The sequence below is a fragment of the Pseudoalteromonas sp. NZS71_1 genome, from assembly GCF_015864305.1.
GTDB classification, from domain to species: Bacteria; Pseudomonadota; Gammaproteobacteria; order Enterobacterales; family Alteromonadaceae; genus Pseudoalteromonas; species Pseudoalteromonas arctica.
In genome coordinates, this window is the sequence record NZ_JADYXM010000001.1 from 446,520 (window position 1) to 472,286 (window position 25,767).

Consider the following 25,767-nt stretch of genomic DNA (forward strand, 5'->3'; position numbering starts at 1 on the left):
TACCTTAAATATACTGCTCTAATTTATCTTTTAAAATATCTAATTGAATAGGTTTACTCAAGTAATCATCCATTCCAGCTGTAATACAACGCTCTTTATCGGAGTCCATTGCATTGGCGGTGATAGCAATAATTCTAATATTTTTGTGTTGTTCACCCGCTAATCCTTTGCGAATAGCCGCGGTTGAAGCAAAACCATCCATAACAGGCATTTGGCAATCCATAAGTACTAGCTCAAAGAACCCTGAATCGTGAGCTTTTAATATATCAATTGCCAGTTGACCATTCCCGGCAATCGTAACATCACAATTAAGCTTTTTGAGCATTAATTTAGCCACCTGTTGGTTAATGGGATTATCTTCTACCAATAATATTTGGGAAGACTCCTGTACCTTTTCTTTTTTGAGTGACGAAATATAACCTGACGTAACGAGTGGAAGCACTTCTCCTGCTCCATTACTCGTAATAACAGACAGTGCAGAAATTAAATCGGCGGTGGTTACTGGTTTAGGGAAATATGCCTGAAAACCAGCATCCGAATAGCGCTGAGCGCCTTCCATACCAGCAATACTAGTCATCATTACAAGTGGCATTGATTTATAATGTTCATGTGCTTTTAATGCTTTACAAAGCTCTATGCCATCCATTCCTGGCATTTGCATATCAAGCACTGCAATATCATACATGCAATTTTCGCTTTTATATTGCTGCGCACACATATCAAGTGCTTGGTGTGCGTCACAAGCCAGAACAACTTTCGCGCCCCAGTGTTCAAGCTGCTGTAAAATTACTATTCTATTTGTTTCGTTATCATCAACAACTAAAACAGTTAATTCTTCCATATTAATATTAGGAATATAACGTTCTTTTTGATCTCCCGGTGTTAGCATTATAGAGGCAGTAAAGGTGCTTCCTTTACCTGCTTCGCTAGTGACAGAAATAGCTCCTCCCATTAACTCGCAAAGTTGTTTACAGATGGCAAGCCCTAAGCCACTGCCCCCGTACTCACGCGTTGTTGATGCATCTACTTGAGAAAACGGAGTAAATAATTGCTGTTGTTTGTCTTCACTTATTCCTATGCCTGAGTCTTTTACACTTACAACAAATTCTAAACCTTGAACCACTTTATTAATTTTCGCACTTACCACAACCTCGCCTTTAGCCGTAAACTTAACGGCGTTACTCAGTAAATTAGTAAGCACTTGGCGAATTCGCCCGGGGTCACCACATAATTGCGAAGGCTCCAAGGCTAACAAATCTAAAATTATTTCAATGCCTTTGTCTTGAGCTGTAAATGCTTGCGCGGCAGCAACTTCGCCAATTAAATCTCGTCCATTAAAGTTAATTTCTTCAAGTTCGATTTTACCAGCCTCGGCTTTAGAAAAATCTAAAATATCGTTAATCACGGCTAATAAAGAATGTGCGCTTGTTTTGGCAATGTCTACTTTTGTCTCTATTGGCTTAGGTAATGATTCTAATTGAACAAGCTCTAGCATACCGAGCACACCATTCATTGGCGTTCTTATTTCGTGGCTCATAGTTGCTAAGAATTGACTCTTAGCAAGCGCTGCATCTTCAGCTTTAACAAGCGCTACTTTTAACTCCTCACTAATTACTTTACGCTGCTGAGAAACTAAAGAGCTTCCCACTAAAGTAGCTAATGATCGAAGATACGTTTCTTCGCTTTGCGTCCAATTGTGGTGCTCGCCTACCGTTTCAGCACACAAAATACCTAAATTACCATCGCCAGTTGCTATCACTGCATCAAGCATCGATTTAATATTTAGTGGTTTTGCATACGCTTCTATAAAATCAGCAGTTGCTGGGTGCGTATAAACATCATCAATAGCTACTAAGTTTTGCTTATAAATGGCGTTATAATATTCAGGGTAGTCTTTAGCAGTTAAAACAGCATTTGTATCTACAAAACCTTGCCCTTTAATGTATAAACTATGACATGTCATCACATCTCGTTTATCGTTAAAAATCCATACCGAAGCGCGAGCAATATCTAGCACTTCACACATAGATTTAACTGCTAACTTTTTAACTTGTTCTACATTACTGTTTTGTACTTCAGGGGCAACAGTAAGTGCGGCTAAATTTTTGTTATACCTGTTTGTTTTTTCGCTTTCGAGTTCAAGTCGCTTATGCGCATCAATACTTTGAAACGAGCCAAAAACACGTACGCATTTTCCATCTCTAAGCTCTGCTTGGCCCATTGATTTAACCCAACGCTCCTGCCCCGAATAAGTTAAAATAATAAGCTCAACACTCCAACTTTCACCTAAAGTCACAGCGCATTCAAACAAGGTACTTATAGTGTCTCGGTGTATTCCTGGTTTATAAAAATCAATTGCGGTATCTATGCTAGGCTCATAACCCTCTGGTACCTCATGAATAACTTTAACTTCATCAGACCAATAAAGCGTATGCGCCTCTAAGTCAATTTCCCATGCGCCAATCTGACCTTGCTTACTCATTGATTCGAGTAAATTTTGCTGACGATTTATTTCTAATTGAGTGTTATAACGATCCGTAATATCTAAAATAAACCCATCTAAATACAATATGTTGCCATCATCTGCGTAAATCGCTTGGCCTTTTTCGTTTACCCAATGCAAGGAACCATCGCGGGCTGTAATTCTATACTCAACAGACCATGGTTGCTTGGCGCCGACACAGCTTAATATTTCAGCTTTTATTTTTGTAGAATCGTCTTTGCATATTAAATCAAAAAAGTTAATGGCTTCGCTATGTATCAACTCATCAGGCGAATAGCCTGTTATTTCACTCGCTTGGTCGCTCATATAAAGCATGCTTAATTTGTCATCAAATTTACATCGATAAATAATGCCCGGTATATTTGATACTAAAGATGCAAACCTATCTCGACTTCCTTGCAATTCATGCTGTGTAGATTTTTGATCAGATATGTCTAAATGCGTACCTATCATACGTTTTGGAGAGCCATCGGTATTCCACTCAACTATTTTTGCAGTATCGAGAACCCAAATCCAATCTCCATTTTTATGCTTCATGCGGGCTTCGCTAACATAATAGTCAGTCTCGCCGGCAAAATACGCTTTAAGTTTTCTCTCCGATATAGCTAAATCATCAGGGTGAGCAAATGTATACCAAGTATCTATAGTGCATGGTTCAAGCTCGCTGAGTTTGTAACCTATAATCTCGGCCCAGCGATTATTAAATGTCACTTTTTTAGAATAGATATACCAATCCCAAATACCCACGGCTGTTGAGTCAATCACTAGTTGTAACTGTGTTTTGTGCTGTTCAAGCTCCAACTCTTGTAATTTAAGTGCTGAAATGTCGGTACGAATAGCGATATAGTTTTGTGGTTTACCGTTTTCATCTAAAAATGGCACAATGGTCGTATCTACCCAATAAAAATCACCATTTTTAGCTTTGTTACATATTTGCCCGTTCCATATGTCGCCATGTTTAAGCGTTTTATACATATTTTTAAAAAATTCTTTTTCGTGTTTTCCCGAATTTAAAAGGCGATGGTTTTCGCCTATTAATTCATGCTCATCAAAACCACTAATCTCACAAAATTTCTTATTTACAAAAGTGATAGTGCCATGCAAATCGGTTACAGCAACAATTGCATGTTCATCTAATGCGCTTTTTTGTTCAGCTAATTGTTTTAATGCAATTTGAAGTGCCGAACGTTGTTTTTGCAATATACTTTGTTGCTCTGCTTTTACGTCCACTAACTTACGAAGACCTAATGAAAGCTGATTAAACTCTATACTGTCGTTTATTATTGGAACTTTAACCAAATCGCCTTTTGTAATATTTTCAACAATTTTAGCTAAGTCAATTAAAGGCTGAGAAAGCCGGCGACCAAACCACCAAGACAGCGTTAATATAAGCAATAACGCCCCCGTATTAGTCAATACAGCAAGCTGCTTATAATAATTGGCGCCTTGTAGTGCGACTTCTTTTGGTTTTGATACGAGTAGCTGCCAGCCAGATTCATTTAAAAACTCTAATGAATTAATATACCCATATAAAGTGACTTCATTCTTATCACTATAAGTAAAAACACGTTGTGTTGGTGATCCGTTTTGAGAGAAAAATAGTGGTTGGGTATCGTCTGAATTATTACTTTTTTGAATTTTATTTTTGTACATAACATAAAATGTTATGTCTTTATTAGCAGCGTGTATTTTACTTAAATTATTTAATAAGCCGTTTAAATTTATATCTGCGATCAATATTGTTTGTAACTTATTTTCATCATTTAATACCGGCAAGCCAATAATATGATAGTCGCGCCCTGAGGCAGTCATTGACTGAAACTGAATCTTGCCTGTATTTTTAATACCTGTGCGTATGTTATTAAAGCGCGGCTCTTTAATAACATCAAAAAAAGGTGATAAAGGTCGTGAGTTAACAAGGTTTATATCTATAAGCTCTACATGATTAACGAAGTCATACTGCTCAACAAATTGATTTATTAATTTTTGTTTTTTAGCAGAGCTAATATCAAGTTGTGACCTAAGCAAATATAAATCTTTAACATGGTCTGCAAACCAAATATCAGCAAATTGCTTGCCTATATTATTAAGCTCGTTAAGTTCGGTGTCTGCATTTTGTTTAAGGGTGCGATTTACGTGTTCAAGACTAAACCACGTAAGTATACAAAGTGGCACTAAAGCTATAATTATAAAGGTTATAATTAACTTACTTCGAACAGATTGTCCTTTACCTGTTAATTCACCAAAGTTTAAACCTTTGTCCATGCTTAATACCCAGCAGCTTTTAATCATTTAATATTACTTACATTAATGCACTAAATATATAAAGACGCAAGTTTTGAGCCGTAAACTCCTTAAAAACTCGATATTTAGCGTGACAAACTTAAATTCACGCATTTAAGAAAATACGCCTTTATCATTAACTTAAAATTACGTTCATGTACGCGACAACTTCTGTAGCTGTTTTAAACCACCCATGATATAAGCAATATTCAGTCAATGTATTTAAAGGGATTATGGCAATGGCACACGATCATTCACATAGTCATGTAGACGAAAACCAAAGTAATAAGCAGCTCACCGTTGCAGTTTTTATTAATGTATTACTAACCATAGCCCAAGTTATTGGTGGGTTATTTTCGGGCAGTTTGTCACTTATAGCAGATGCACTTCATAACTTAAGTGATGCCGCCGCTATATTTATAGCCTTGATTGCACGAAAAATCGGTAATAAACCAGCTGATGACACTCATCACTTTGGCTATAAACGCGCTGAAATACTCGCCAGTCTTTTTAATAGCAGTACACTAATAATAATTGGTGTGTATTTGATTTTTGAATCAATTTCGAGTTATTTAAACCCTCAACCAATTAATGGCTGGATAGTTGTGTGGGTGGCCGCAATAGCGTTAGTGATTGATTTAGCAACAGCGTATTTAACCTATCGAGCTGGTGAAAATCACAGTATAAATATAAAAGCAGCCTTCATTCATAACGTATCAGATGCAATGGCATCTATTGTGGTAATCATTGCTGGCACCTTAATTATTTTATATCAATGGTATATTGTTGATTTAATCGCCACTGTACTTATTTCTATGTATGTAATTTATCATGGCATTTTACTTTTAAAACAAAGCTGCAAAGTTTTAATGCAAGCAGCGCCTGACAATATCGACACACACGCAATATCGGATGCTATTAGTAGTAAATTTAATATCGAATCGGTAACCAGTATTAAGCTTTGGCAATTAGACGATAAAGAAAGCTACTGCGAGCTTATTATTAGCACTCAGCAAGCGATTAATTTGCAAGCCATAAAAATATTCTTACACGATAATTATAATATCGAAAATTGCATAATAGAAATCCAACCAAATACATCACTATTTAATTGAAAACAGCTCGTATTATCATTTACAATATTACTATTAACTCATAATGAGATACCGTTTTTGAAAATTTGGTTACGTAGAATTCATTTAGGCCTTGCCCTTATTAGCGGACTATTTTTATTAATAGTGAGCTTAACCGGTGCTGTTATGATTTATGCAAAAGACATTCAGCACTTAATAGAACCCGCAAAATGGCAAGTAGCACCACAAGCTACTTTTATGCATTACGATGAGCTTATACAAAATGTACAAACTCAAACTAAGCAAAAAATTACTTTTTTTATGCCAGAGCAAGCACCGGACGCCGCATGGCAGTTTAGGTTAGCTAATAAACACTACGCTAGTGTTAATCCCTATTCAGGGAGTGTACTAAACGTCTATGAATCAACCGATACTATTTATGGGTTTGCCCAAGGCTTACATCGCTGGCTGTTGTTTGAAAACAGTAAGGGTGAAAAAACCTTTCGAAATTGGATGTCCGTGTGTGCATTGCTGCTGCTAGTAAATGTATTACTTGGTTTTTACTTATGGGTAAAACCAAAAAACAGAGTTAAACGTTTAGCTATAAAACCAAAAGCCAAATTTAGAGTGCTCATGTATCAATTACATACCGTGCTTGGTGTTTACTTTTTTATACCCCTTATGCTTATTGCCTTTACTGGCATGGCATTTAACTGGAAAACACAAACTCAATCTGTATTAGAATTTGTAACGTTTAACAAAGTAGAGCAAAGACCTAAAGCGCCAAAAATAATCCCCCTTTCTCAAGCTGTTTTAAATTATAACGAAGCAATAAAAAATGCCGAGAGCGTATTCCCTGATGGCAAAACATATAGAATTTACTTGCCTAAAAAAGATGACGAAGCAATTGCACTGAGAATGCAAAACCCTGGCGAAAGCCATGCTTACAGCTGGGTTTGGATTAACCCATTTACTGGTAAAGTATTAAACTCATTTGACGCCAGTAAAACCAACTTCACAACACAAGCATGGAACTTTAAGTATAAGTTTCACATTGGTGATTTTGCAGGTCCTATTGTGCAGTTTTTATGGTTATTAATAGCCCTTTCACTCGCATTTTTTATTGTAAGCGGTGTGTATTTTTGGTTAAAACGCCATAAATGGAAATAAATCTCATTAACACTTGCGTCACTAGTTGATAATAATTACCATTACGCAACTTATTATCAACTAAGACCCTCCCATGTTAAAAACTTCGCTTTGCCTTATTGCTATTGCAATAAGTACTAACACGTTAGCAAATGAAAATAATAAAAATGAATACACTTCTGATCAGTTAGAGCATGTCATTGTATCTGGCAGCCGCATATCAGAAAGCATTGACGAAGTACCTGCCTCGATTACCGTTATTAATCAGCAACAAATACAACAGCATTTAAAAGTAAGCTCAGAACTGGGAAGTTTACTCGCGCAAATGGTTCCTGGCCTTGCCCCAGATACTGGCAGTTCAAGTAATTCAGGACAAACACTACGCGGCCGTGCGCCATTAATAATGATTGATGGCGTACCGCAATCAACCCCTCTTCGTAATGGCTCTTTAGGCGTAAAAACGCTTGATGCAAGTGCCATAGCACGCATTGAAGTCATAAAAGGGGCAACGTCTATTTATGGTAATGGTGCCTCAGGTGGCATTATTAACTACATAACAAAACAAGCGCGTAGTGATGGAAAACCGGAAGGCGAAATAAGTATTTCAAGCCGCTTTAGCGCTGTTAAATTAGCAGAAAGTGGCGGCGGTAGAATAGCGGCCGCAGTAAACGGAAAGCTCGACAAACTAAGCTACCTGTTAACGGCAAGCTATGAAGAAAACGGCGTACAACGCGATGCAGAGGGCGATATTTTAGGCTTGCAATATGGTTTATCAGACTCTGAAACTCAAAACTATTTTACCAAACTAACTTATGATTTTGACGACGAAAAGCAACTGCAGTTTAGCTATAACTTTTACAGCTCACAGCAAAAAACTGATTTAGGCGATGTTACTGGCGATGGCAATATAGGGGAAAAAACATACGCTATACACGTCCCTTTAGAGCTTCAAAAACAAGGTAAGCCGCAAGGCCCAGAAGGCAACGAAAATATAACCCTAAAATATGTTGATTACGCGTTGTTTGAAAACACACAAATGACCCTCGATCTGTATAAACAAAATATAGAAAACGTATTCTTTTTCTCAACCGCTTTAGCCAATCTTGATGAAGGTTATAGCGGTGGTCAATCGGTTATTAAATCAGACAAACAAGGTGCCAGAGCTACATTTAATAGTCAGTTTGATTTTGAAAACGTAACAGCCACCCTAATCTACGGTATTGATGCCTTAAACGATAAAACATCGCAACCTTTAGTAGATGGCCGAGTGTGGGTGCCAGAAATGGACATGGAAAGTGTGGCAGGCTTTTTACAAACAAAATGGGTAATAAACGACGACATTATTGTAAAAGCGGGTGTAAGAAACGAAAGCATTGATTTGAGCGTAAGTGACTACCAAACGCTAAAACTTTGCAAAACCGCATCGCAATGTTCAGTACCATTAAATGTGCGTGGCGACACCATTAATTACGATGCAACAACTTATAACGCCGGTATTAAATATAACTTAACAGATGCCTTTAGCCCGTTCTTTAGTTACTCACAGGGCTCTGATATTTCTGATATTGGTCGCTTACTTCGCGCTGCAACCGTTGACGACATTGCACTTATTCAAACACAAGCCTCAATAATCGACAATTACGAAGTTGGTTTTACCTCACAGTTTGAAAACGTACGTTTTGAATTTGCACTTTACAGAAGTACCTCAGAGCTTGGTACTAGTAATGAGTATAATGAAGTAACGGGTGTTTACGAACCTGTGCGTGCACCACAAGAAATATGGGGTTACGAAGGGTTAGTTAATTACACTATTACCCAAGACCTTAAGTTAAGCGCCACATATAGTTACGTAGAAGGTAAAAACACCGAAGCTGATGACTATCTAGGCGCAAGCCAAATTAGCCCACCTAAAGCAACAGCGAATGTAACGTGGCAAACAAATGACGAGCTATCGCTTGCAATGAGCTTTTTATATGTAGGCGACAGAAAGCGCTTTGATAAAAATGCACAGGGCCAATACTCTGGCGATCAGGGCCCTGTTAGTAGCTACAACACATTCAACTTAAGTGGCCAATACAATGTTAACGCCAAGTGGAGTGGCTATTTTGGAATAGAAAACCTTTTCAATAGTGATTACTACCCTGCCCGCGCACAGGCTTACACCTACGGTGGATATAACATTAAAGGATTAGGCACAACCGCAACGCTGGGTGCTAAATATCAATTTTAACAAATAAGCGCACGTTATAGGCATGCCCTGCATGCCTATATGCTCAACAAATCCCACATAAATAAACGTCTCAATTTTTATTTAGGGCGTCTATTAGATGCTAATGCAAATAAAAAACTGTCCATAAACCAAGCAGTAACGCAAACTTAAATAAGAATCAAAACCAATAGTAACGCAATGATTTTTATAGAGAAAACTTGCAATATAGGCTGTTTATACTACACTGCATACAATTGAAATAGTTAAGGCGATTTATCATGAAAGGTAATCAAAAAGTAATCGATGCGTTTAATACATTGTTAGCTAACGAATTAGCAGCAATCGACCAGTATTTTATACACTCGCGCATGTATGACGACTGGGGTTTAAACAAACTATACGAGCGCCTTAACCACGAAATGGAAGAAGAAAAAGATCACGCAGACTGGCTTATTAAGCGCATCTTGTTTTTAGAAGGTGTACCAAATATGACTAAACGCCGTGATTTACTTATCGGTAACGACGTAAAAAGCATGATGCAAAACGATTTAACACTAGAACTTGAAGTAGTTGCGTGTGTTAAAGACGTCATCGCAATATGTGAAGAACAACAAGATTATCAGTCTCGTAGCATTTTAGAAAAACTGTTATTTGATACCGAAGAAGACCATGTTTACTGGTTAGAGCAACAACTTGGCTTAATTGATAAGATTGGTTCTGAAAATTATCATCAAGCACAAATGGCTTAGTAGGAGCATATTATGAAAGGCGATAAAGACGTTATTGCAGCGCTTAATAAAGTACTCGCTAATGAGCTTGTTGGTATTAACCAATACTTTTTACATGCACGTATGTTTAAAGATTTTGGCTTCACTCAACTAGACAAAGCAGATTACAAAGTATCTATTCAAAAGATGAAAAACGCCGATCGTTTAATCGAACGTATTTTGTTTTTAGAAGGTTTACCTAATCTTCAAGACCTAGGCCGACTGCGTATTGGTGAAAACAGCGAAGAAATGATTGCAGCTAACATGAGTTTTGAACTTGATACTATTGGTGAGTTACAAAGCGCAGTTAAACTGGCTGAAAGCAAAAAAGATTATATTACCCGTGAAGCCCTTGACCACATTTTAAATGAGCAAGAAGAGCAAATTGATTGGTTAGAAACCCAACAATTACTTATTAAAAATACGGGCATTAAAAACTACTTGCAGTCTCAACTGTAAATAGTAACAAGCATAAAAAAAGCAGCTAAAAAGCTGCTTTTTTTATATCTAAATTTTATATGTAATTAAGCAACTTGATCCGTCACATCTGCAATCTGAATAAGTCTGCGATTAAGGATCTTTTTAGTACAACCACAACACTTACCGCATTGGCTGCCTACTTTAAGCTCTTTAGTTAATTCACGCATGGTTGTTGCACCATCGTCAATTGTTTGCTCAATTTTTTTATCAGTCACACCGTGACATAGACAAATATACATGAATACAAACCACTCTCAATTTCATTTAGTAGGTGCATACTAATCTAAACGAAAATGGTTATCAATTGTTATTTGAAAAAATGTGTATTATTTGGCTTTTTTTTGGCCATCGCCACTTAAATCGAGATTTTTCAGCCGCTGAAAAAGCCTAAATTGAAATAAAGTATAGTACATAAATCGAGCTTTGTTAATTAAAGCCCACCTTAAATCTAAGTAAGAATAGGTTTAGGTAAATATTTGAATGGTTGAAAATTCATTACATTAAGGTTTTAAAAACCTTAATGTGTAAATGCGGAATTTATGGGGGGGATTTCCGGTTTGTGCCAACAGCGGACATTAGTGACGCCTCGTTATACGCTGAAAGCACCTATCTAAAAGCTTTAATTGCCTCATTAAGCTGCACATCTTTTCCGCTTTCAATATTGTTCACATTAAGAAATACAAATTCATGATCTACAGGCAATCCAATGTTTTCATAATTTTCCCCATGAGAATTGAGATACCTTTCATTTGATAATGTGATCCCCCAACCATTAGGCAAAGCTTTTGTTAACGTATCGCTAAAAGCTCCGTAGCTTCTTTCACCAATAAAAGTAACATTGCCCCTTGCTTGTAAACCTAAAAGAAATACTTCAGCCGCACTAGGTGTTTTTTGACTAGTTAGAACAACAATGCTTCCTGTGTAATTATTAATTTTTGATGGAGCGACAACAATTTTTTGAAGTTCACTGTAACCTGTCGATGTTTTAAACTGTTTACCCCCCAAGGCTAATTCTGAATCTATTAAGTAAGATAAAATAGAAAATGCCACTAAGTCACTTCCACCCATACTAAAACGTAAGTCAATAATTAAACCATTGCTTTGTTTGATGATAGGCGTAAATATATCCATAACCTCTTTTGTTGCTTTTACGTCATTATTTGAGAAATCATCAAAGTTACTTATTTTTAAATAGGCAATATTTTGAGGCGTTTTTGCTAAGGTAAAATTATCGTGATATTGAAGAGTGGAATAGTTTTTATCAATGTAATTCTTAATGTTTCCCTGAGACTTTTCCATTAATGCGGTATGTAATTCCCAGTAAGTTGAGTATTCAGGGTAATTTACTGAGTGCGCTTTTAATTCACCCCAAAATGACCACTTTCTTGGTGAGTAATGTGAAAGCCTATCAAGTTCTTGATTGAGTAATATGGCATGACCGTCGCGTAATTCTTTAAGAAAGTCATCAATGATACTAAATAGCTCATCTTGCGTAGTTTTTGAGGTTATTCTTTTTTGCCAAAGTTTTCTCTGCTCAACCCAATTAATATCTTTATCTTTTGAAAATGCATAGTGCTCTTCAAAATTATTCATTAGAACGTCAAGAACAATACTGGCATTAAATTCATAGTTTTTGTCTTTAATACTAACAATTTTTTCGGATTGACATTGAGCGGGTAAACTATCTAATTTCGTTAGCTTTAACGGAAACAAACCACCAAAGTTAAGTAAGCGAGTATATTTATTCACTTTTTGTGTTTCTTCAATGAACGAGATTTGTTCAAACTCATCGGTGATAAAGTGGTTTTCCAAACAATGCTTAGTTGTTAAATCAAAGGCTGTTGTTTTATTGTCCACAGTATGAAAAACGTAACCATAACCTTGGGTTTTCCAAGTTGTCTCTGCGGAGTTCGCAGAATTAATGGTACAAAGTACGGTGAGTAAAAATAACAAAATCCCTTTATTCAAAGTTTACTCCTAATAGTGAATCACAACCGAACTAGACTAAGCGCAGAACGCTGTCTTAAGCGGCAAATTGCTGTTGGCTAAAATAAGTAAGGCTCACCATTTTTAAAGTTCGCAATTAATAGCTAAATTTTACTGGTCGTCCACCTCTGGACGTGTTGTTAGGTGCGCATTTCGACACGCCAAGGTGGATTAAGGCGGTTTTCACCTGCCCAATAAAGTTTAATTTTATTACCAGACGGATCATATAAAACAGCTTCTCGCCACAAATAACTTTGATCCGTTGGCTCTTGATCGAAATTAAGACCTTTAGACTTTAATTGAGCAACCCAACTATCTAACTCTTCGTGTTCGAAATAGATAACAGTACAACTCTTAAAGTCAGAGCTTTCTAAAGATAATGAAAAAGTTGAATTTCCTTCAGGACATTCAAAACGTGCATAATGAGGTGTATCAACTATTTGAGTAAAACCTAGAGCACGATAAAACTCTGTAGCTTTATCCATGTTATTTACGGGTAACGTAACTTGATTTAAATTCACAGGACCTCCTTGTATACCTAGCGTCCTAGCGAGTGAAGCGAGAGCATTGAGTGGTTTTGTTATATTTCATGGTATAAAACTTCCCTGAAGACATCCATACTACACTCACCGAAGCTAGCCACGATAAAGTGACGGCGAATTAAACCAGTATTTATTGTGTACCAGGCTACATTTTCTTCGAAAGGTTGAAGCTGAGTGAAAAATGTTGGGTCCTCTAGGCTATCAGTAACAAGGAAGACTCCTTGAAATGGGAGTTCACCTATTTGAGAAGGAATTGATATCATCACTGAGTAATCTGAATCTGAAAGTGTTATCTCGATTTCGACTTGATCCTGATATTTGATGCTATTTTCAGTGCGCTGCTCTTCGGTAATATAGCAGCTAGTGGCAAACACAGCCGAACAGAAGAAATATAGAGCTAAACAATAAATCCGCATGACTCAACTCCTTTTGAGATATAACAACTTTATCAGAGTACACTTCCCATATTTTAGCGCGAAAACATCCTTATTTAATGAACTTATATTAATAGCAAATAGTGTAATCTATTGCCAGCTATAAACATTATGATTGTTGAAGTTTATTTCACTATGTAAAAGGGAAAAGTTTCCTCATAGTATCTATTAGCTAATAATAATTAACCCTGACCGACCGCTTATCGCACTTTCCTGACTATCAACTAATTGCCAAAAGCTAACGTTATTACTCCCGAATAAATTAACTATGTATGATTCTTAATATTTACCGCACAAAATTTTTGTGGAATAATGCCCGCCTCTTAGGGGAGTAGCCCGCTCAGTAATGAGTAAACTTATCAACATAATTGCACCTCAAGTGCATGGTAAGTTTGTAATGTTGTAGCAAGCGTTATCGGCGAGACCTAGGTAGACACTATCCTCATGGCGGGAGATAGTTGTTTGCCTTGGTTTAGTATTCCCGCCTGTAAGAATCAATAATGGAAGTTTTTTTAACCTCAACCGTCACTGTCACACTTGCCGAAATAGGCGATAAAACCCAACTTTTATCGCTCCTGTTAGCTGCCCGTTTTCGTAATAAAGGCGCGCTTATTCTTGGTATTTTAGCCGCAACCTTACTCAATCATGGTTTATCAGCATGGTTTGGGCAGTGGTTAAGTAATAGTTTTTCTTCTGAATATTTACCTTGGCTTGTAAACATCAGCTTTATTGTTGTTGGCCTTTGGCTATTAGTTCCAGACAAAGACGAAGCTGTAAGTAGTAAATACGATAGCTACGGGGCTTTTTTGGTCGCTTTTGTATTATTTTTTATTGCAGAAATTGGTGATAAAACACAAATAGCGACGGTGTTGTTAGGCGCACAATATCAGTCTGTGTTTTGGGTAACGGTAGGAACCACGTTAGGTATGCTAATTGCTAACGTGCCTGTTATATACGCTGGTAATGCATTACTAAAAAGAATATCGCTAAACACCGTACGTGCTATTGCTGCTTTTGTGTTTGTGTCATTAGGTATTTATGGCTTAGTTACAATTTAATCAATATTAAAGCTCGCAACTGTTGATATAAGTGCGAGCTTTAGTTTATCGATACGTTATTTATGCATTATTTACACAGTAACATCCCTTGGTTTGTGTAATTAAGAGATTTGAGTTAAAACCAGCAGCTAAATTAGTGACCGCAGTTTCAACAAAACCACTTCCTTGGGCACAAGCTAATCCTTCAGAGAGCGGCCCAGCATAAACAAACTCACCGTTTTTATTAATAATAACGGCGGCAGGCGTTGCCGGAATAACGTGTTTAAGCTTTGGTGTTAATTCAACTTGTACAACCTTCATAGCTTTATTGGCAGCAAAAGAGGTTAACGATGAAATATGCGGCTTAGCTTGTATAGTACACCCGCATTTTTTTTCTGTTATAAGCACTAAAGACGGCTCACCGGTATCAACCCAATCTAATTGCTTTTTAAAATTACTAAACCAATGTTTTTGCAATAAAATTTTTGAGCTATCAAACGGTTTAAGCTGCTCTAATTGAAAATAAACTAACCCTGCAACAACACAAATAAGCCATGTAGCTATAAGCGAAAATACAAAAGAGTTAGATTTATTTAAACTTGGCAATACTTTGCTCTAACAAATCAATACTTACGTCTATTAACTGCACCTTAGCGGTTAACTGCTGCACTATTTGCGTATCTTGGTACTGATTTTGTCGCATAGTATCAGTACTGCTTGCTATTAATTCAGTATTACCTGCCTGCTCAGCTACAACTTGTGCAACTGAATCAGAGCTTGAAGATACTGCGGCTATTTGCTCGCTCATTGCTGAAATATTCTCTTTCATTGCAGCACTAATACTTGTTAAATCGACTACAAAATTCACACACTGACTCATTGATTGTGTTGACGTTTTACTATTATTAACGAGATCTTTTAATGTTAAACTAATTTTATCTGTTGTTGCTTTGCTATGATTAGCCAAAGATCTCACCTCATCAGCAACAACAGCAAAACCTCGACCATGCTCGCCTGCACGGGCAGCTTCAATAGCAGCATTTAAAGCAAGTAAGTTAGTTTGCTCGGCAATACCTGATATCTCATTAAGAAGACCTGAAATAACATCGCCCGCTGCCACTAAGTGGTTTATTTTTTCTTCGGTATGGTTAAGTAGTGTTAACAGCTCTCTACTCTTAGCATCTGTTTGAAGTACTTCTTTTAATGCATCGCTCGCAGCTTGTGTAATATGGTCTACTTGACGCTTAAGCACCTCACTTTCTTCTTCTACAAGTTTAAAACCATTAGCAACTTGAGCGCCAGAATTAGCAATATCATCAGTTTGTTGTGTACGCTGTACTGCGCCACCCGCCAACTGATCATGAACATGAATAAGCTCTTGTGAGTTTTTTTGCAGTGATTCTGATTGAGTTTGTACCTGTTTAATAACATCAGATAAGTAATCTAGTAACGTGTTAAACCCTGCTACAGCCTCACTTTTAGTGTCATCAGCGCGTAGAGAGAGTTTAATGTTTTCGGGGTCTTTCATTATTTGCTCTGTCGCATAACTTAAAGATAAACCCGCACGACGTTCGCGTTGCAACGTTATAGCGATGTAGCCTGCAACTAGCACCTCAACTATTGCGTATCCAGCATGAATAAGCACCGTAGTAAAAGCAAGCCTATCAGGGTCAAATACGTAAAACCCTGTATTTTGAGTTTGTAAATAATAAAAAGATAAATGATGAACAGCTACAAATACAATTGTAGTAATAAACACTCGCCACTGTACAAAAACAATTAACATGGGCATTAAAATAAATATTTCAAAATGGACTTCAATCAACCCAAAAGTTTGTTGAATGTGCAAAAAAGAAAACATCATTATGGCGGCAGCTACCACATGCGGGGTAACAGGACTGTCCCCTTGTGTGTTTAAAAGCCATATAGGTAATAAACACAATGGCAAACCTATCATAAAGGCCTGCGCTAATGTGTCGAAATACAAGCCAATAGCGATAGATTCGACAAACAAAAGACTAAAAATAATTGTAAATAACCGGCCAATACTAGACATAAGAACCTTAAAATTGTTGTTTGCATTGTTTTTTTATAAAGCAGTCTGCAATATACGTATCAAAACGAGTTTCAGTTTACTGAACACAATAATAAACTACCGACACATTAAAAAGTAATGCATTTAATTTACATTATATACATGCGGTCTACTTAATTATAGGCAGTATTTTTTTAAACGTAGGCGTTGCTGCTTTTTTTGTCCATTGAAAAATAACTATTTCAGCGCATGAAATTACCGAACCAGCTTGGCGTAGCTGTTCAATCGCCAAATTTTTATGTTGCGGATTTCTCGAGCCAACGGCGTCGTGTACGATAATAACTTCAAAACCATTTTCTATTAAATCTAAGCATGTTTGTAAAACACACACATGTGCTTCAGTGCCAACAACAACAACTTGCTTTTTACCATAGCTTTTTAACTTATCAACAAAGCCAGGCTCTGCACACGCACTAAAGTACGTTTTATGAAAATACGTAGCATTAGGTAACGTATTTTTAATTTGCTGATTAATCTCGCCCAACCCTTTGACATATTGCTCAGTTATTAAGGCCGGGACGTCGTGAATAATACCCGCCTGCGCTAACTGCAGTGTACTTTTTAAAATATTCGGAAAGTCTTTAATTGCAGGAGCAAGCAACTCTTGTAAGTCTATTATTAATAACACGCTATTTTTTGCATCAATATTAGATAAAACCACTATACTCTCCTTATGAACATTAACTGTTATCTATATAGATTAGCTCACTATTTGAAAATAGAGCTTTTAACTTTACGTATATTATTTGTAATTAAAAAATAAAAACTTATGCTATATTTACTATCTAGCTAAGTATCATCCTATCCTCCACTGAGAGTGTTTATAAGTGCGTTTGAGCAAACTTTTTTTTCATATCACCATTGTTTTTTTACTATGCATCCAAAGCACTTTTGCATCACAAAACTATGCTCAACAATTACAACGAATTTCTACTGACGAAGGCCTATCGCAAAGTTACGTTTTGCAGACTCAAGAGGATGATATTGGTTATATTTGGATAGCAACCCAACAGGGTTTAAACCGTTTTGATGGTTATAATGTAAAAACTTTTAATGGTGGCTTTGGCTTAGATAAACACTATATTTATGCGTTATTTAAAGCCGAAGACGGAAAAATCATTGTCTCAACTGATCTTTCTGGTGCGTATATAATAGATCCCCTCACTTTAAAAACCGAAAAAATCTATTCTGGTCAAATAGATAAAGAAAAAAAGATGTTTTCTCCAATCTCCGCGATGACCCAAAAACAAAATACTTTTTACTTCGCCATAGATGGTCAAATATATACATTTGATGAGACGAGTAAACGCTTTACACTTAAACTAGCTCTACCAAATGAAGGTGACTACATTAGGTCATTAACGATATATAAAAACACTTTATATATTGGTACAAATGATGGTTTATACACTGCAAATATAGATAATTCAGAACTTGTAAAAATCCCTCTTCACCCCCCTGAAAAAAATACGATAGATAATATAAACGTCAAATTCTTAAGTGTTGATAATGAATTAGGATTACTTGTTGGTACTGTTGAAGGCATGTATCAATTAGCATTCGATAATAACAAAAATATATCTGCAGCAAATATTACAACTTTAATCCCTGATTATAATATATGGGATTATGCCAATACTGTTTACGGGGAGTTTGTAGCAACCGAAAGTGGATTGTTCAGTTATCACCGCGAAACCAAAGAACTAGAGTTCATATTAAATTATGAAAAAAGTAAGTTTAATATTAGTGAAAACTCAATCAACGATCTAATGATTGATAAGTCCGGCGTGCTTTGGCTCGCATCTAGAACCCAAGGGGTGTTTACTTGGCCAGTCAAAACTCAACGGTTTAAACATATTTTTTTACCAGGGAATAATACTGTTCATGCTGCCTATCAAGATAAAAATAATATTATATGGTTAGGGACCGAAGATGGTATTGCGCGCTACGACAAAGTTACAAATAAAAGTAAAGTATATTTAAGCTCGACCGACTCAAAAGCCATATATGGAGCATCTGCGGTATTTGATATTTTTGCGTCTTCGATTGGAGATGATCAGTTTCTTTGGCTTGTTACTTTTAACGGGTTTAAACTTTTTGATAAGCAGACAGGTAAAGTTGTTGAAAACCAAGACACAGAGAATGATGTAATTAACCGATCCAACTTATTTGGCTTTGCCCAATTATCTGCAGACACATATGCATTTATGTCTGATGATAACTTTTATCTTTTTAATGAAACAACCGGAAAAACAAGAATTATTAAGGGACTCAAAGAGCAAGTCGACCCTTTATTTTCTTACGCTTTTTATAAACACCTCGACACACATCCTGAAGAGTTTGTGCTTGGTACATCAAAAAGTTTTTTTAGGTACAACGAAAAAACGAAAACTTTAACGACTATATTTCAGTCTTTTAATCCTAAAGAAGATATTTTTTACACTGTAGAAAACTTTTACTTAGACTCAAAACGGAATACTTTATGGTTGGCAACCACCCAGGAAGGCTTACTTGGTGTTGACCCAGTTACTTATGAGAGAAAACACTACATAGGATTAAAAAATTCATTTAATACTGACTCTATCTATTCGTTACTTCCTGATGAAAATGGTTTTTTATGGGCAAGTACCGACAATGGTTTATATCAAATAAACCTAGATACACTTAATGTGGTGAGTTATTCAGTGAAAGACGGGTTGAACATAAACCAATTCACACAAATTGCAGCAACAACATTAAATGATGGCAGGTTAATTTTTGGCAGTAATGCCGGAGCTCTACTATTTAACCCTGTAGACTTTAATGAAAAAGAACAACTGAAAAAAAGCAATCTAGCCATTACTGATATAGGCCTCTTTACTAAGGAGCTCAATTATCACCCTCATAAATACCTTAGCAAACCGCTTGAGCTAGATCATGAAGATATGGGGTTGACGGTTAGTTTTTCTAACTTTTCTTACCCCAATATAGACAAAGCGTATTATAAAGTTACCCTTTTAGGGCCTACGTCCCTTACATATGAAGACTTACAATCTAATCAAGTATTTTTCACAAAGCTCCAACCGGGTAGTTACTCACTAAAAATATCAGCACATAATCGCGATGGTATTGTTACAAGCGAACCAGTCACGCTTAACATCAACGTAGCTTATGCTCCATGGAAGTCGCCCTTTGCTATTGCCGCCTATATAACCTTAATGCTAGCCGTGTTGTTTTTTATTTTTTGGCAATACCGCAGCCGCCAAGTTGCAATTGAACAAGCCCATAGAGCGACTATTCATTCGCAAAAGCAAACAGAACTCGCGCTTAAAAATAACAAAAGTGGCGTGTGGGATTATAATTTTAAAGATGCTTCCGTAAGTACGCTCAGAGGAAGTGAATTAGGCTATACAGGCTTGCCTGTACGCGTACACATAGAACAATTTTTAGCGCTAATACACCCAGATGACCGACGTCGTTTTGAAAACCAATGGGAAAACTACTTCAAGTACAAAAAACAACAAAACTGGCAAGCAACTTATCGTCTACAGCATAAAAATGGGCATTGGTTATGGTATCAAGATACAGGACAAGTTATATACGATCCTCAAACAAATGAGCCGCTATATGTTTCTGGCATATATACCAATATCACTGAGCAACGGGCTAATGAGCAACAAGCAAAAATTCTAGGTGAAGCGTTTAGCCAAATAAACGACTGGTTACTTATACTCGATAAGCATTTAATGCCATTTTCTGCGAACAACAGTTTTATTGAAACGTTTTCAAATGAACAAGCAGCCACTAAAATTAGCCCAAAATTATTTATTAGGGCCATTGGTAAAGATAAGTGTAGAGAGTTTGCAAATATTTTAAAAAAATTAAAAGCTACAGAAAACTGGCAAAGTGATGCTTATATAAAAACAGCAAAAAGTAACGAACATCCAATACATATAAGCGCCACAGCCGTAACAAAAGATACTGCAAGCTACTACGTAGTTGTTATTACAGATTTAACTGAGCAAAAACGTGCAGAAAACGAACTGCGCTATTTGGCTAATTTTGATCCTCTAACGCATCTACCTAATCGTAGTTTAATGTATAAAAATATTGAAGACGCGATTAAACATGCCAATGAAAGTAATACACAATGCGCATTATTATTTATTGATTTAGATAAGTTTAAACCTGTTAACGACTCTTTTGGCCACGCAGTTGGCGATAAGCTACTTTGTAATATTACCCAAAGAGTAAACGGTATGCTTGGCGTAAACGCAAAACTTGGCCGTCAAAGTGGTGATGAATTTTTAGTGCTGATTCAAAATATAAAATCGCTTCAGTCTCTTCGCGATACAGTAAGAAAAATTAGTAATGAGTTAGCTAATAAAGTAATTATTGAAGACTTCTCTATTAATATTTCAGCAAGTATTGGCGTAGCTCTATACCCATTTGATGCTGTAACCACCGATATACTTATCCGTAATGCCGATGTTGCGATGATGCACGCTAAACAAGGCGGGAGAAACGACTTTAAGTTTTTTAGCGATGAAATGAATGAGCTGATAAAACAAAAGTTACTGCTCGAAAATGATTTAAAAGATGCAGTAAAAGACAACCGATTTTTTAATCACTATCAGCCCATTATCGACATAGAAGAAAAAACGATAAATGGCGTGGAGTTACTCATGCGCTGGAAAAATCAAGGACAGTTGGTATCCCCAGCACTTTTTATACCGGTAGCAGAAGAAACCGGTTTAATAGAACTCCTTACTGAGCAAGCATTGCAACGAGCTCTTATTGAACTTGCACCTATACTCAGCGAAAACCCATTGTTTTACATATCTTTAAACTTATCGCCTAAACACATTTTAAAAACAAACATAACCCAAAGGTTAATGTCTATATTAGCGGACTCTCAAGTTCATCCAAGACAATTAAGACTTGAAATAACAGAGAGTATTTTACTAGAAGATAAACTCAAAGCAGCCAAGCAGCTACATAACTTAAAAGCTGCTGGGTTTAAATTACTACTTGACGATTTTGGTACAGGTTACTCGTCACTCACCTATTTGAGCCAATTTCCTATTAATGTTATTAAAATAGATCAAAGCTTTGTAAACAGTATTGGTATAGATAAAGGGGATGAGTCAATTATTAAGACCATTCTTTTATTGGCCGAAAACCTAGATCTTTACTGTATTGCAGAAGGAGTAGAAACGCGCGAACAGATGATCTTTTTAGCCGAGGTTGGGTGTACTGTACTGCAAGGTTATTACTTTGCAAGGCCAATGGATGCTAAAGACTTACGTAAAAGCGATTGTTTTAGCAATATCATTGATTTGATTTGATTTGATTTGATTTGATTTAAAACATTAAAAGCGTGCTAATCATTATTACACGCTTTTATATTAATTAAATGCTACTAATGGATGTGATGGCATTCGTGGCTTTCTATTTGTAATACACTATTGCGTACATTAAATTTTTCAGCTAACAGTTGTTCTACCTTCATACGACATGCTTCATCGTGTTTTTCAATAGTACAATGCTCTTTAAGTACAACGTGCGCCCCGACTACTACACCCTTATATTTACGCGTTACAGTGACGTTATGGACATTGTGAACATGCTCCATATCTGTAATCTCACTTTCAATATCTGCAACTTTAGGAAGTTTGGCCTTATTTAAGCGTAAACCTTTTATACAACTAATAATGACCTTAACACCGGTAAACAACACGAAAGAGGCGATTAACATGCTCGATAAAATATCGATAACAACCCAGCCCGTAAAATATATAAGAATACCAGCCACAAATGTCGATACGGTAGAAATCAAATCAAAGAATGAATGTAAAAATACCGCGTAAACATTAATACTCGCTTTGCGGCCTTTATATAAAACCCATGCAGCAGCACCATGAAACAAAAAACCAATAGCAGCAATAACCGACATTAAATAACTATTAATAGCCAGCTCATTTCCTTCATGCTGGTGTATATAGCGCTCACCACCTTCATACAAAATAATTAAACTGATTGCTAGGTATAAAAATCCGTTCACCAGACCACCCAAAAGCTCGGCTCTTTGATGACCATCGTTATAGGTTTTAGCAAAATGAATAGCGAGACTTGATGCAATCAGTGCGATGAATAACGAGCTATTGTGAACAAACAAATGCCCCGCATCGGCAAGTACAGCAAGCGAATTAGAATAATAAGCACCTATAACCTGAATTACCATAAACGAACACGTAATTGCTAGTGCAATAAGTAACCGACGACGAGAAGCTTGGTGTGTAGTGATTTCTGTCATGAAATGCTTGAATAACCTATACTTAAAGTGCAAATAAACCAAAGATGGCTTAGAGTAGAAAGGGGTAATGATATACAGTATCAATTATAATACGTACTGCCCTCAAACGCACTAAAAACTTAGTAAATCAAAAAAAATGTGCTAATAATTAGTAGGGCTTGTTGAACTTCGGTGGTTGAATTTACACCAGTATTTTTGTTTTTTAGGCAAGGCAGAGCCTATGTAGTGTGGCTATTCCCCATAAATAGGCGATAACGCAGCATAAATACCAAACATGCGCTGCCTTTTGAGCTCGATCTAAGGACGATTAACACGCCCAAGTAAAAACAATAAAAATACAATAGATAACAATTTAATTGTGGCTTAAACACATGGAGAGTTGAGTGAGTAATAACCTATCAAATGAAATATGGCGAAACTTGGAGTTACTGCCGTTTTGTGTATTACTTTATGATGCCAATGAAAATATATTTAAAGTTAACAGCCAAGCACAGGACTTGTTTGGCTTAAGAAATAAATCACATTTTAATAAAATTGATTTTTCACACATCACTTTAACCAATCATCACAGTAAAAAAGAACTATTAGTCGAGGAGCTATTCTTTGATTATTTCACTGCAAATAACCAATGCCAGTTTGTTTTATCAAAACAGGTATCTAAATTGCTACTCAATGTAAAATTTGCAAAATTACCTAACTCAAGCTCCATTATTATAATCGATGTATTGAATAATAATGTAGATGAACAATATGATTTTGATAATATTATTTCGAACATATCAACTGACTTAATTGATATTCAAAACGACGACGTTGATAAGCATATCAACTACGCATTAAAAGCTATTGGTACCGTTTGCCACGCAGATAGAAGTTATCTTTTTAAGTTTGCCGAGGATGGTAAAACCATAAATAACACCCACGAATGGGTCAATAATGATATACAAGCATTTAAAGAGGACTTACAAAACCTTCCGAAAAGCGATCTCCCATATTTTTTTAGTTTGATGGCACGTACTCACTTATTTAGAGTTAACGATGTAACGTTGTTACCTATCCAAGCAACGAGCGAAAAAATAATTTTTCAGCGACAAAAAATAAAATCAGTACTTTGCATCGGGTTACGTTATGACAAAGAGCTCGTTGGCTTTATAGGCTGTGATTGCGTTGTTCAAAAGCGAAACTGGACTGATTTAGACCTTATTCGCTTAAGGTTAGTAGGTGAAATGCTTGCTAATGCTTTCAAAAATTTAAATTACAAGCAAGAGCTACAACAAGCTCAGCAGCAACTCATTAATGCCAATCATAAACTTAACAAACAAGTTAATACTGATGGCCTTACAAACATTGCTAACCGACGCTGTTTTGATCAAACTTTAAAATGCGAAATTAAGCGCGGCGCACGTAATAAAGAACCCATTAGTTTAATAATGTGTGATATTGATTTTTTTAAGCGTTATAACGATAACTATGGGCATCAGCTAGGTGACGAAGTGTTAAAAAAAGTTGCCAAGGCGCTGCATGATCTTTGTAAACGTGAAGGTGATTTAGCCGCTCGTTTCGGTGGTGAAGAATTTGCGATAATTTTACCTGCAGTCGACACAGATCATTGTCAAAGGTTTGCTGTTCTTATTCAGGAAAAAATCGCAGAACTCGCAATTGAACATAATTTTTCAAGTGCTAGTAATTACCTCTCTTTGAGTATTGGATTTTATAGCCTTATACCCAATCAAAAAACAACACCTAAAGAAGTAATAACTAACGCCGACATAGCCCTTTATAACGCAAAAGAAACAGGCAGAAATAAAATAGCCAGTTTTTAAAAAACCGACTAAGTCGGCGCGCTACAGTGAGTTTTAGTGGTTAAAAGTTCGCTGTAGTGATAATCTATACACGCTGAAATTATAAACAATACAACCACTCAGCGTTTAATTATTATAAGGAATGTTTAAATGGATCCAGTCACACAAATTCTCGATATGGTTTTTACTGTTGAGGCTTTTTTACTTGTTTTTGTTATCGTGCTTTTAAAAAGTAGCGTTAAATTTGTACCACAAAACCGCGCCTGGTTAATCGAACGTTTTGGTAAATACCAATCAACTAAAGAAGCCGGCCTCAACTTTATTATTCCATTTATTGATAGAATCTCGGCTGATCGTAGCTTAAAAGAACAAGCTCAAGATGTACCATCGCAGTCAGCTATCACTAAAGATAACATCTCACTTATAGTTGATGGCGTACTGTACTTTAGAGTACTAGACCCATACAAAGCAACGTATGGCGTTGACGACTATACGTTTGCAGTTGTACAACTTTCACAAACAACAATGCGTTCAGAATTAGGTAAAATGGAGCTTGATAAAACATTTGAAGAGCGTGATTTACTTAATACCAACATTGTTGCAGCTATAAACCAGGCATCTGAGCCTTGGGGTATTCAAGTACTTCGCTACGAAATTAAAGATATTGTGCCGCCTAACTCTATTATGGAAGCGATGGAAGCACAAATGAAAGCTGAGCGTGTTAAACGAGCTCAAATTTTAGAGTCAGAAGGTGATCGCCAAGCAAATATCAACGTTGCTGAAGGTAAAAAACAAGCACAAGTACTTGCTGCTGAAGCCGACAAAGCCGAGCAAATTTTACGCGCTGAAGGTGAAGCAACAGCTATTACTACAGTTGCAGAAGCACAAGCAAATGCACTTATTAAAATAGGTGAAGCTGCAGATACAGAGCAAGGTCAAAAAGCAATTCAGCTAGATTTAGCAACTAAAGCAATCGCGGCTAAAGAAGCTATTGCTCGTGAATCATCAATTGTATTACTACCAGACAACGCGACAGATGCAAGCTCAATGGTTGCCCAAGGTATGGCAATCATTAATAGCTTAAATAAAAAGCATCTGGGTTAATAACTAAA

At 36.5% G+C, this 25,767-nt stretch carries 18 protein-coding genes; 9 read left to right on the forward strand and 9 right to left on the reverse strand.

Features of this window, described 5'->3' with window-relative positions; all coding sequences use genetic code 11:
* Positions 1-4 precede the first annotated feature (4 nt).
* Positions 5-4,768 carry a PAS domain-containing protein gene (locus tag I6F43_RS01900; RefSeq protein ID WP_197100698.1) on the reverse strand — a complete coding sequence of 1,588 codons (4,764 nt, stop codon included), beginning with the start codon at positions 4,766-4,768 and terminating at the stop codon, positions 5-7.
* A 257-nt stretch (positions 4,769-5,025) separates the two neighbouring features.
* Between I6F43_RS01900 and I6F43_RS01905 the strand changes: the two genes are divergently transcribed.
* The 5 genes from I6F43_RS01905 to bfr (I6F43_RS01925) all read left to right on the forward strand — a co-directional run bounded on the left by I6F43_RS01905 (position 5,026) and on the right by bfr (I6F43_RS01925) (position 10,443).
* Positions 5,026-5,901: a cation diffusion facilitator family transporter gene (locus I6F43_RS01905; RefSeq protein ID WP_197100699.1), complete on the forward strand. Its 876-nt coding sequence runs from the start codon at positions 5,026-5,028 to the stop codon at positions 5,899-5,901.
* A gap of 57 nt (positions 5,902-5,958) precedes the next feature.
* On the forward strand, positions 5,959-7,029 hold the full coding sequence (locus I6F43_RS01910) for a PepSY-associated TM helix domain-containing protein (protein WP_197100700.1): 1,071 nt from the start codon (positions 5,959-5,961) through the stop codon (positions 7,027-7,029).
* A gap of 73 nt (positions 7,030-7,102) precedes the next feature.
* The gene (locus I6F43_RS01915) at positions 7,103-9,238 is read left to right on the forward strand and encodes a TonB-dependent receptor (protein WP_197100701.1); all 2,136 of its coding nucleotides are present in this window, start codon (positions 7,103-7,105) and stop codon (positions 9,236-9,238) included.
* A 257-nt stretch (positions 9,239-9,495) separates the two neighbouring features.
* On the forward strand, positions 9,496-9,966 hold the full coding sequence (gene bfr, locus I6F43_RS01920; protein WP_002958985.1) for a bacterioferritin: 471 nt from the start codon (positions 9,496-9,498) through the stop codon (positions 9,964-9,966).
* A 12-nt stretch (positions 9,967-9,978) separates the two neighbouring features.
* Positions 9,979-10,443: a bacterioferritin gene (gene bfr, locus I6F43_RS01925; RefSeq protein ID WP_024593101.1), complete on the forward strand. Its 465-nt coding sequence runs from the start codon at positions 9,979-9,981 to the stop codon at positions 10,441-10,443.
* A 65-nt stretch (positions 10,444-10,508) separates the two neighbouring features.
* Here the strand turns inward: bfr (I6F43_RS01925) and I6F43_RS01930 are convergent, their stop codons facing one another.
* From I6F43_RS01930 to I6F43_RS01945, 4 genes are all read right to left on the reverse strand, one after another.
* Positions 10,509-10,703, reverse strand: a complete 195-nt coding sequence (locus I6F43_RS01930; protein ID WP_002960627.1) for a (2Fe-2S)-binding protein — start codon at positions 10,701-10,703, stop codon at positions 10,509-10,511.
* Between the two features lie 367 nt (positions 10,704-11,070).
* Entirely contained in the window at positions 11,071-12,432 is a 1,362-nt protein-coding gene (locus tag I6F43_RS01935; protein ID WP_197100703.1) for a S41 family peptidase, read from the reverse strand.
* 158 nt (positions 12,433-12,590) lie between these two features.
* Entirely contained in the window at positions 12,591-12,971 is a 381-nt protein-coding gene (locus I6F43_RS01940) for a VOC family protein (RefSeq protein ID WP_024600562.1), read from the reverse strand.
* 59 nt (positions 12,972-13,030) lie between these two features.
* The gene (locus I6F43_RS01945) at positions 13,031-13,408 is read right to left on the reverse strand and encodes a hypothetical protein (RefSeq protein ID WP_197100705.1); all 378 of its coding nucleotides are present in this window, start codon (positions 13,406-13,408) and stop codon (positions 13,031-13,033) included.
* Between the two features lie 518 nt (positions 13,409-13,926).
* Here I6F43_RS01945 and I6F43_RS01950 point away from each other — a divergent pair.
* The gene (locus I6F43_RS01950; RefSeq protein WP_101164254.1) at positions 13,927-14,484 is read left to right on the forward strand and encodes a TMEM165/GDT1 family protein; all 558 of its coding nucleotides are present in this window, start codon (positions 13,927-13,929) and stop codon (positions 14,482-14,484) included.
* A 60-nt stretch (positions 14,485-14,544) separates the two neighbouring features.
* Here the strand turns inward: I6F43_RS01950 and I6F43_RS01955 are convergent, their stop codons facing one another.
* The 3 genes from I6F43_RS01955 to I6F43_RS01965 all read right to left on the reverse strand — a co-directional run bounded on the left by I6F43_RS01955 (position 14,545) and on the right by I6F43_RS01965 (position 17,219).
* Complete coding sequence (locus tag I6F43_RS01955) at positions 14,545-15,069, reverse strand: DUF6436 domain-containing protein (protein ID WP_197100707.1); 525 nt, start codon at positions 15,067-15,069, stop codon at positions 14,545-14,547.
* Positions 15,053-16,519: a methyl-accepting chemotaxis protein gene (locus tag I6F43_RS01960; protein ID WP_197100710.1), complete on the reverse strand. Its 1,467-nt coding sequence runs from the start codon at positions 16,517-16,519 to the stop codon at positions 15,053-15,055. Before I6F43_RS01960 ends, I6F43_RS01955 begins: the two co-directional genes overlap by 17 nt.
* 148 nt (positions 16,520-16,667) lie before the next feature.
* Complete coding sequence (locus tag I6F43_RS01965) at positions 16,668-17,219, reverse strand: hydrolase (protein WP_197100712.1); 552 nt, start codon at positions 17,217-17,219, stop codon at positions 16,668-16,670.
* A 166-nt stretch (positions 17,220-17,385) separates the two neighbouring features.
* Between I6F43_RS01965 and I6F43_RS01970 the strand changes: the two genes are divergently transcribed.
* Positions 17,386-21,885, forward strand: coding sequence for an EAL domain-containing protein (locus tag I6F43_RS01970; RefSeq protein WP_197100714.1), 4,500 nt, complete (start codon positions 17,386-17,388; stop codon positions 21,883-21,885).
* Between the two features lie 74 nt (positions 21,886-21,959).
* Here I6F43_RS01970 and I6F43_RS01975 read toward each other — a convergent pair whose 3' ends face one another.
* Positions 21,960-22,853 carry a cation diffusion facilitator family transporter gene (locus tag I6F43_RS01975; RefSeq protein WP_007581834.1) on the reverse strand — a complete coding sequence of 298 codons (894 nt, stop codon included), beginning with the start codon at positions 22,851-22,853 and terminating at the stop codon, positions 21,960-21,962.
* A 383-nt stretch (positions 22,854-23,236) separates the two neighbouring features.
* On the opposite strand from I6F43_RS01975, the gene I6F43_RS01980 reads away from it, so the two are divergent.
* Together I6F43_RS01980 and I6F43_RS01985 are read left to right on the forward strand one after the other, a co-directional pair.
* On the forward strand, positions 23,237-24,676 hold the full coding sequence (locus I6F43_RS01980) for a diguanylate cyclase domain-containing protein (RefSeq protein ID WP_197100722.1): 1,440 nt from the start codon (positions 23,237-23,239) through the stop codon (positions 24,674-24,676).
* 129 nt (positions 24,677-24,805) lie between these two features.
* The gene (locus I6F43_RS01985) at positions 24,806-25,759 is read left to right on the forward strand and encodes a slipin family protein (RefSeq protein ID WP_007581832.1); all 954 of its coding nucleotides are present in this window, start codon (positions 24,806-24,808) and stop codon (positions 25,757-25,759) included.
* Positions 25,760-25,767: the final 8 nt, after the last annotated feature.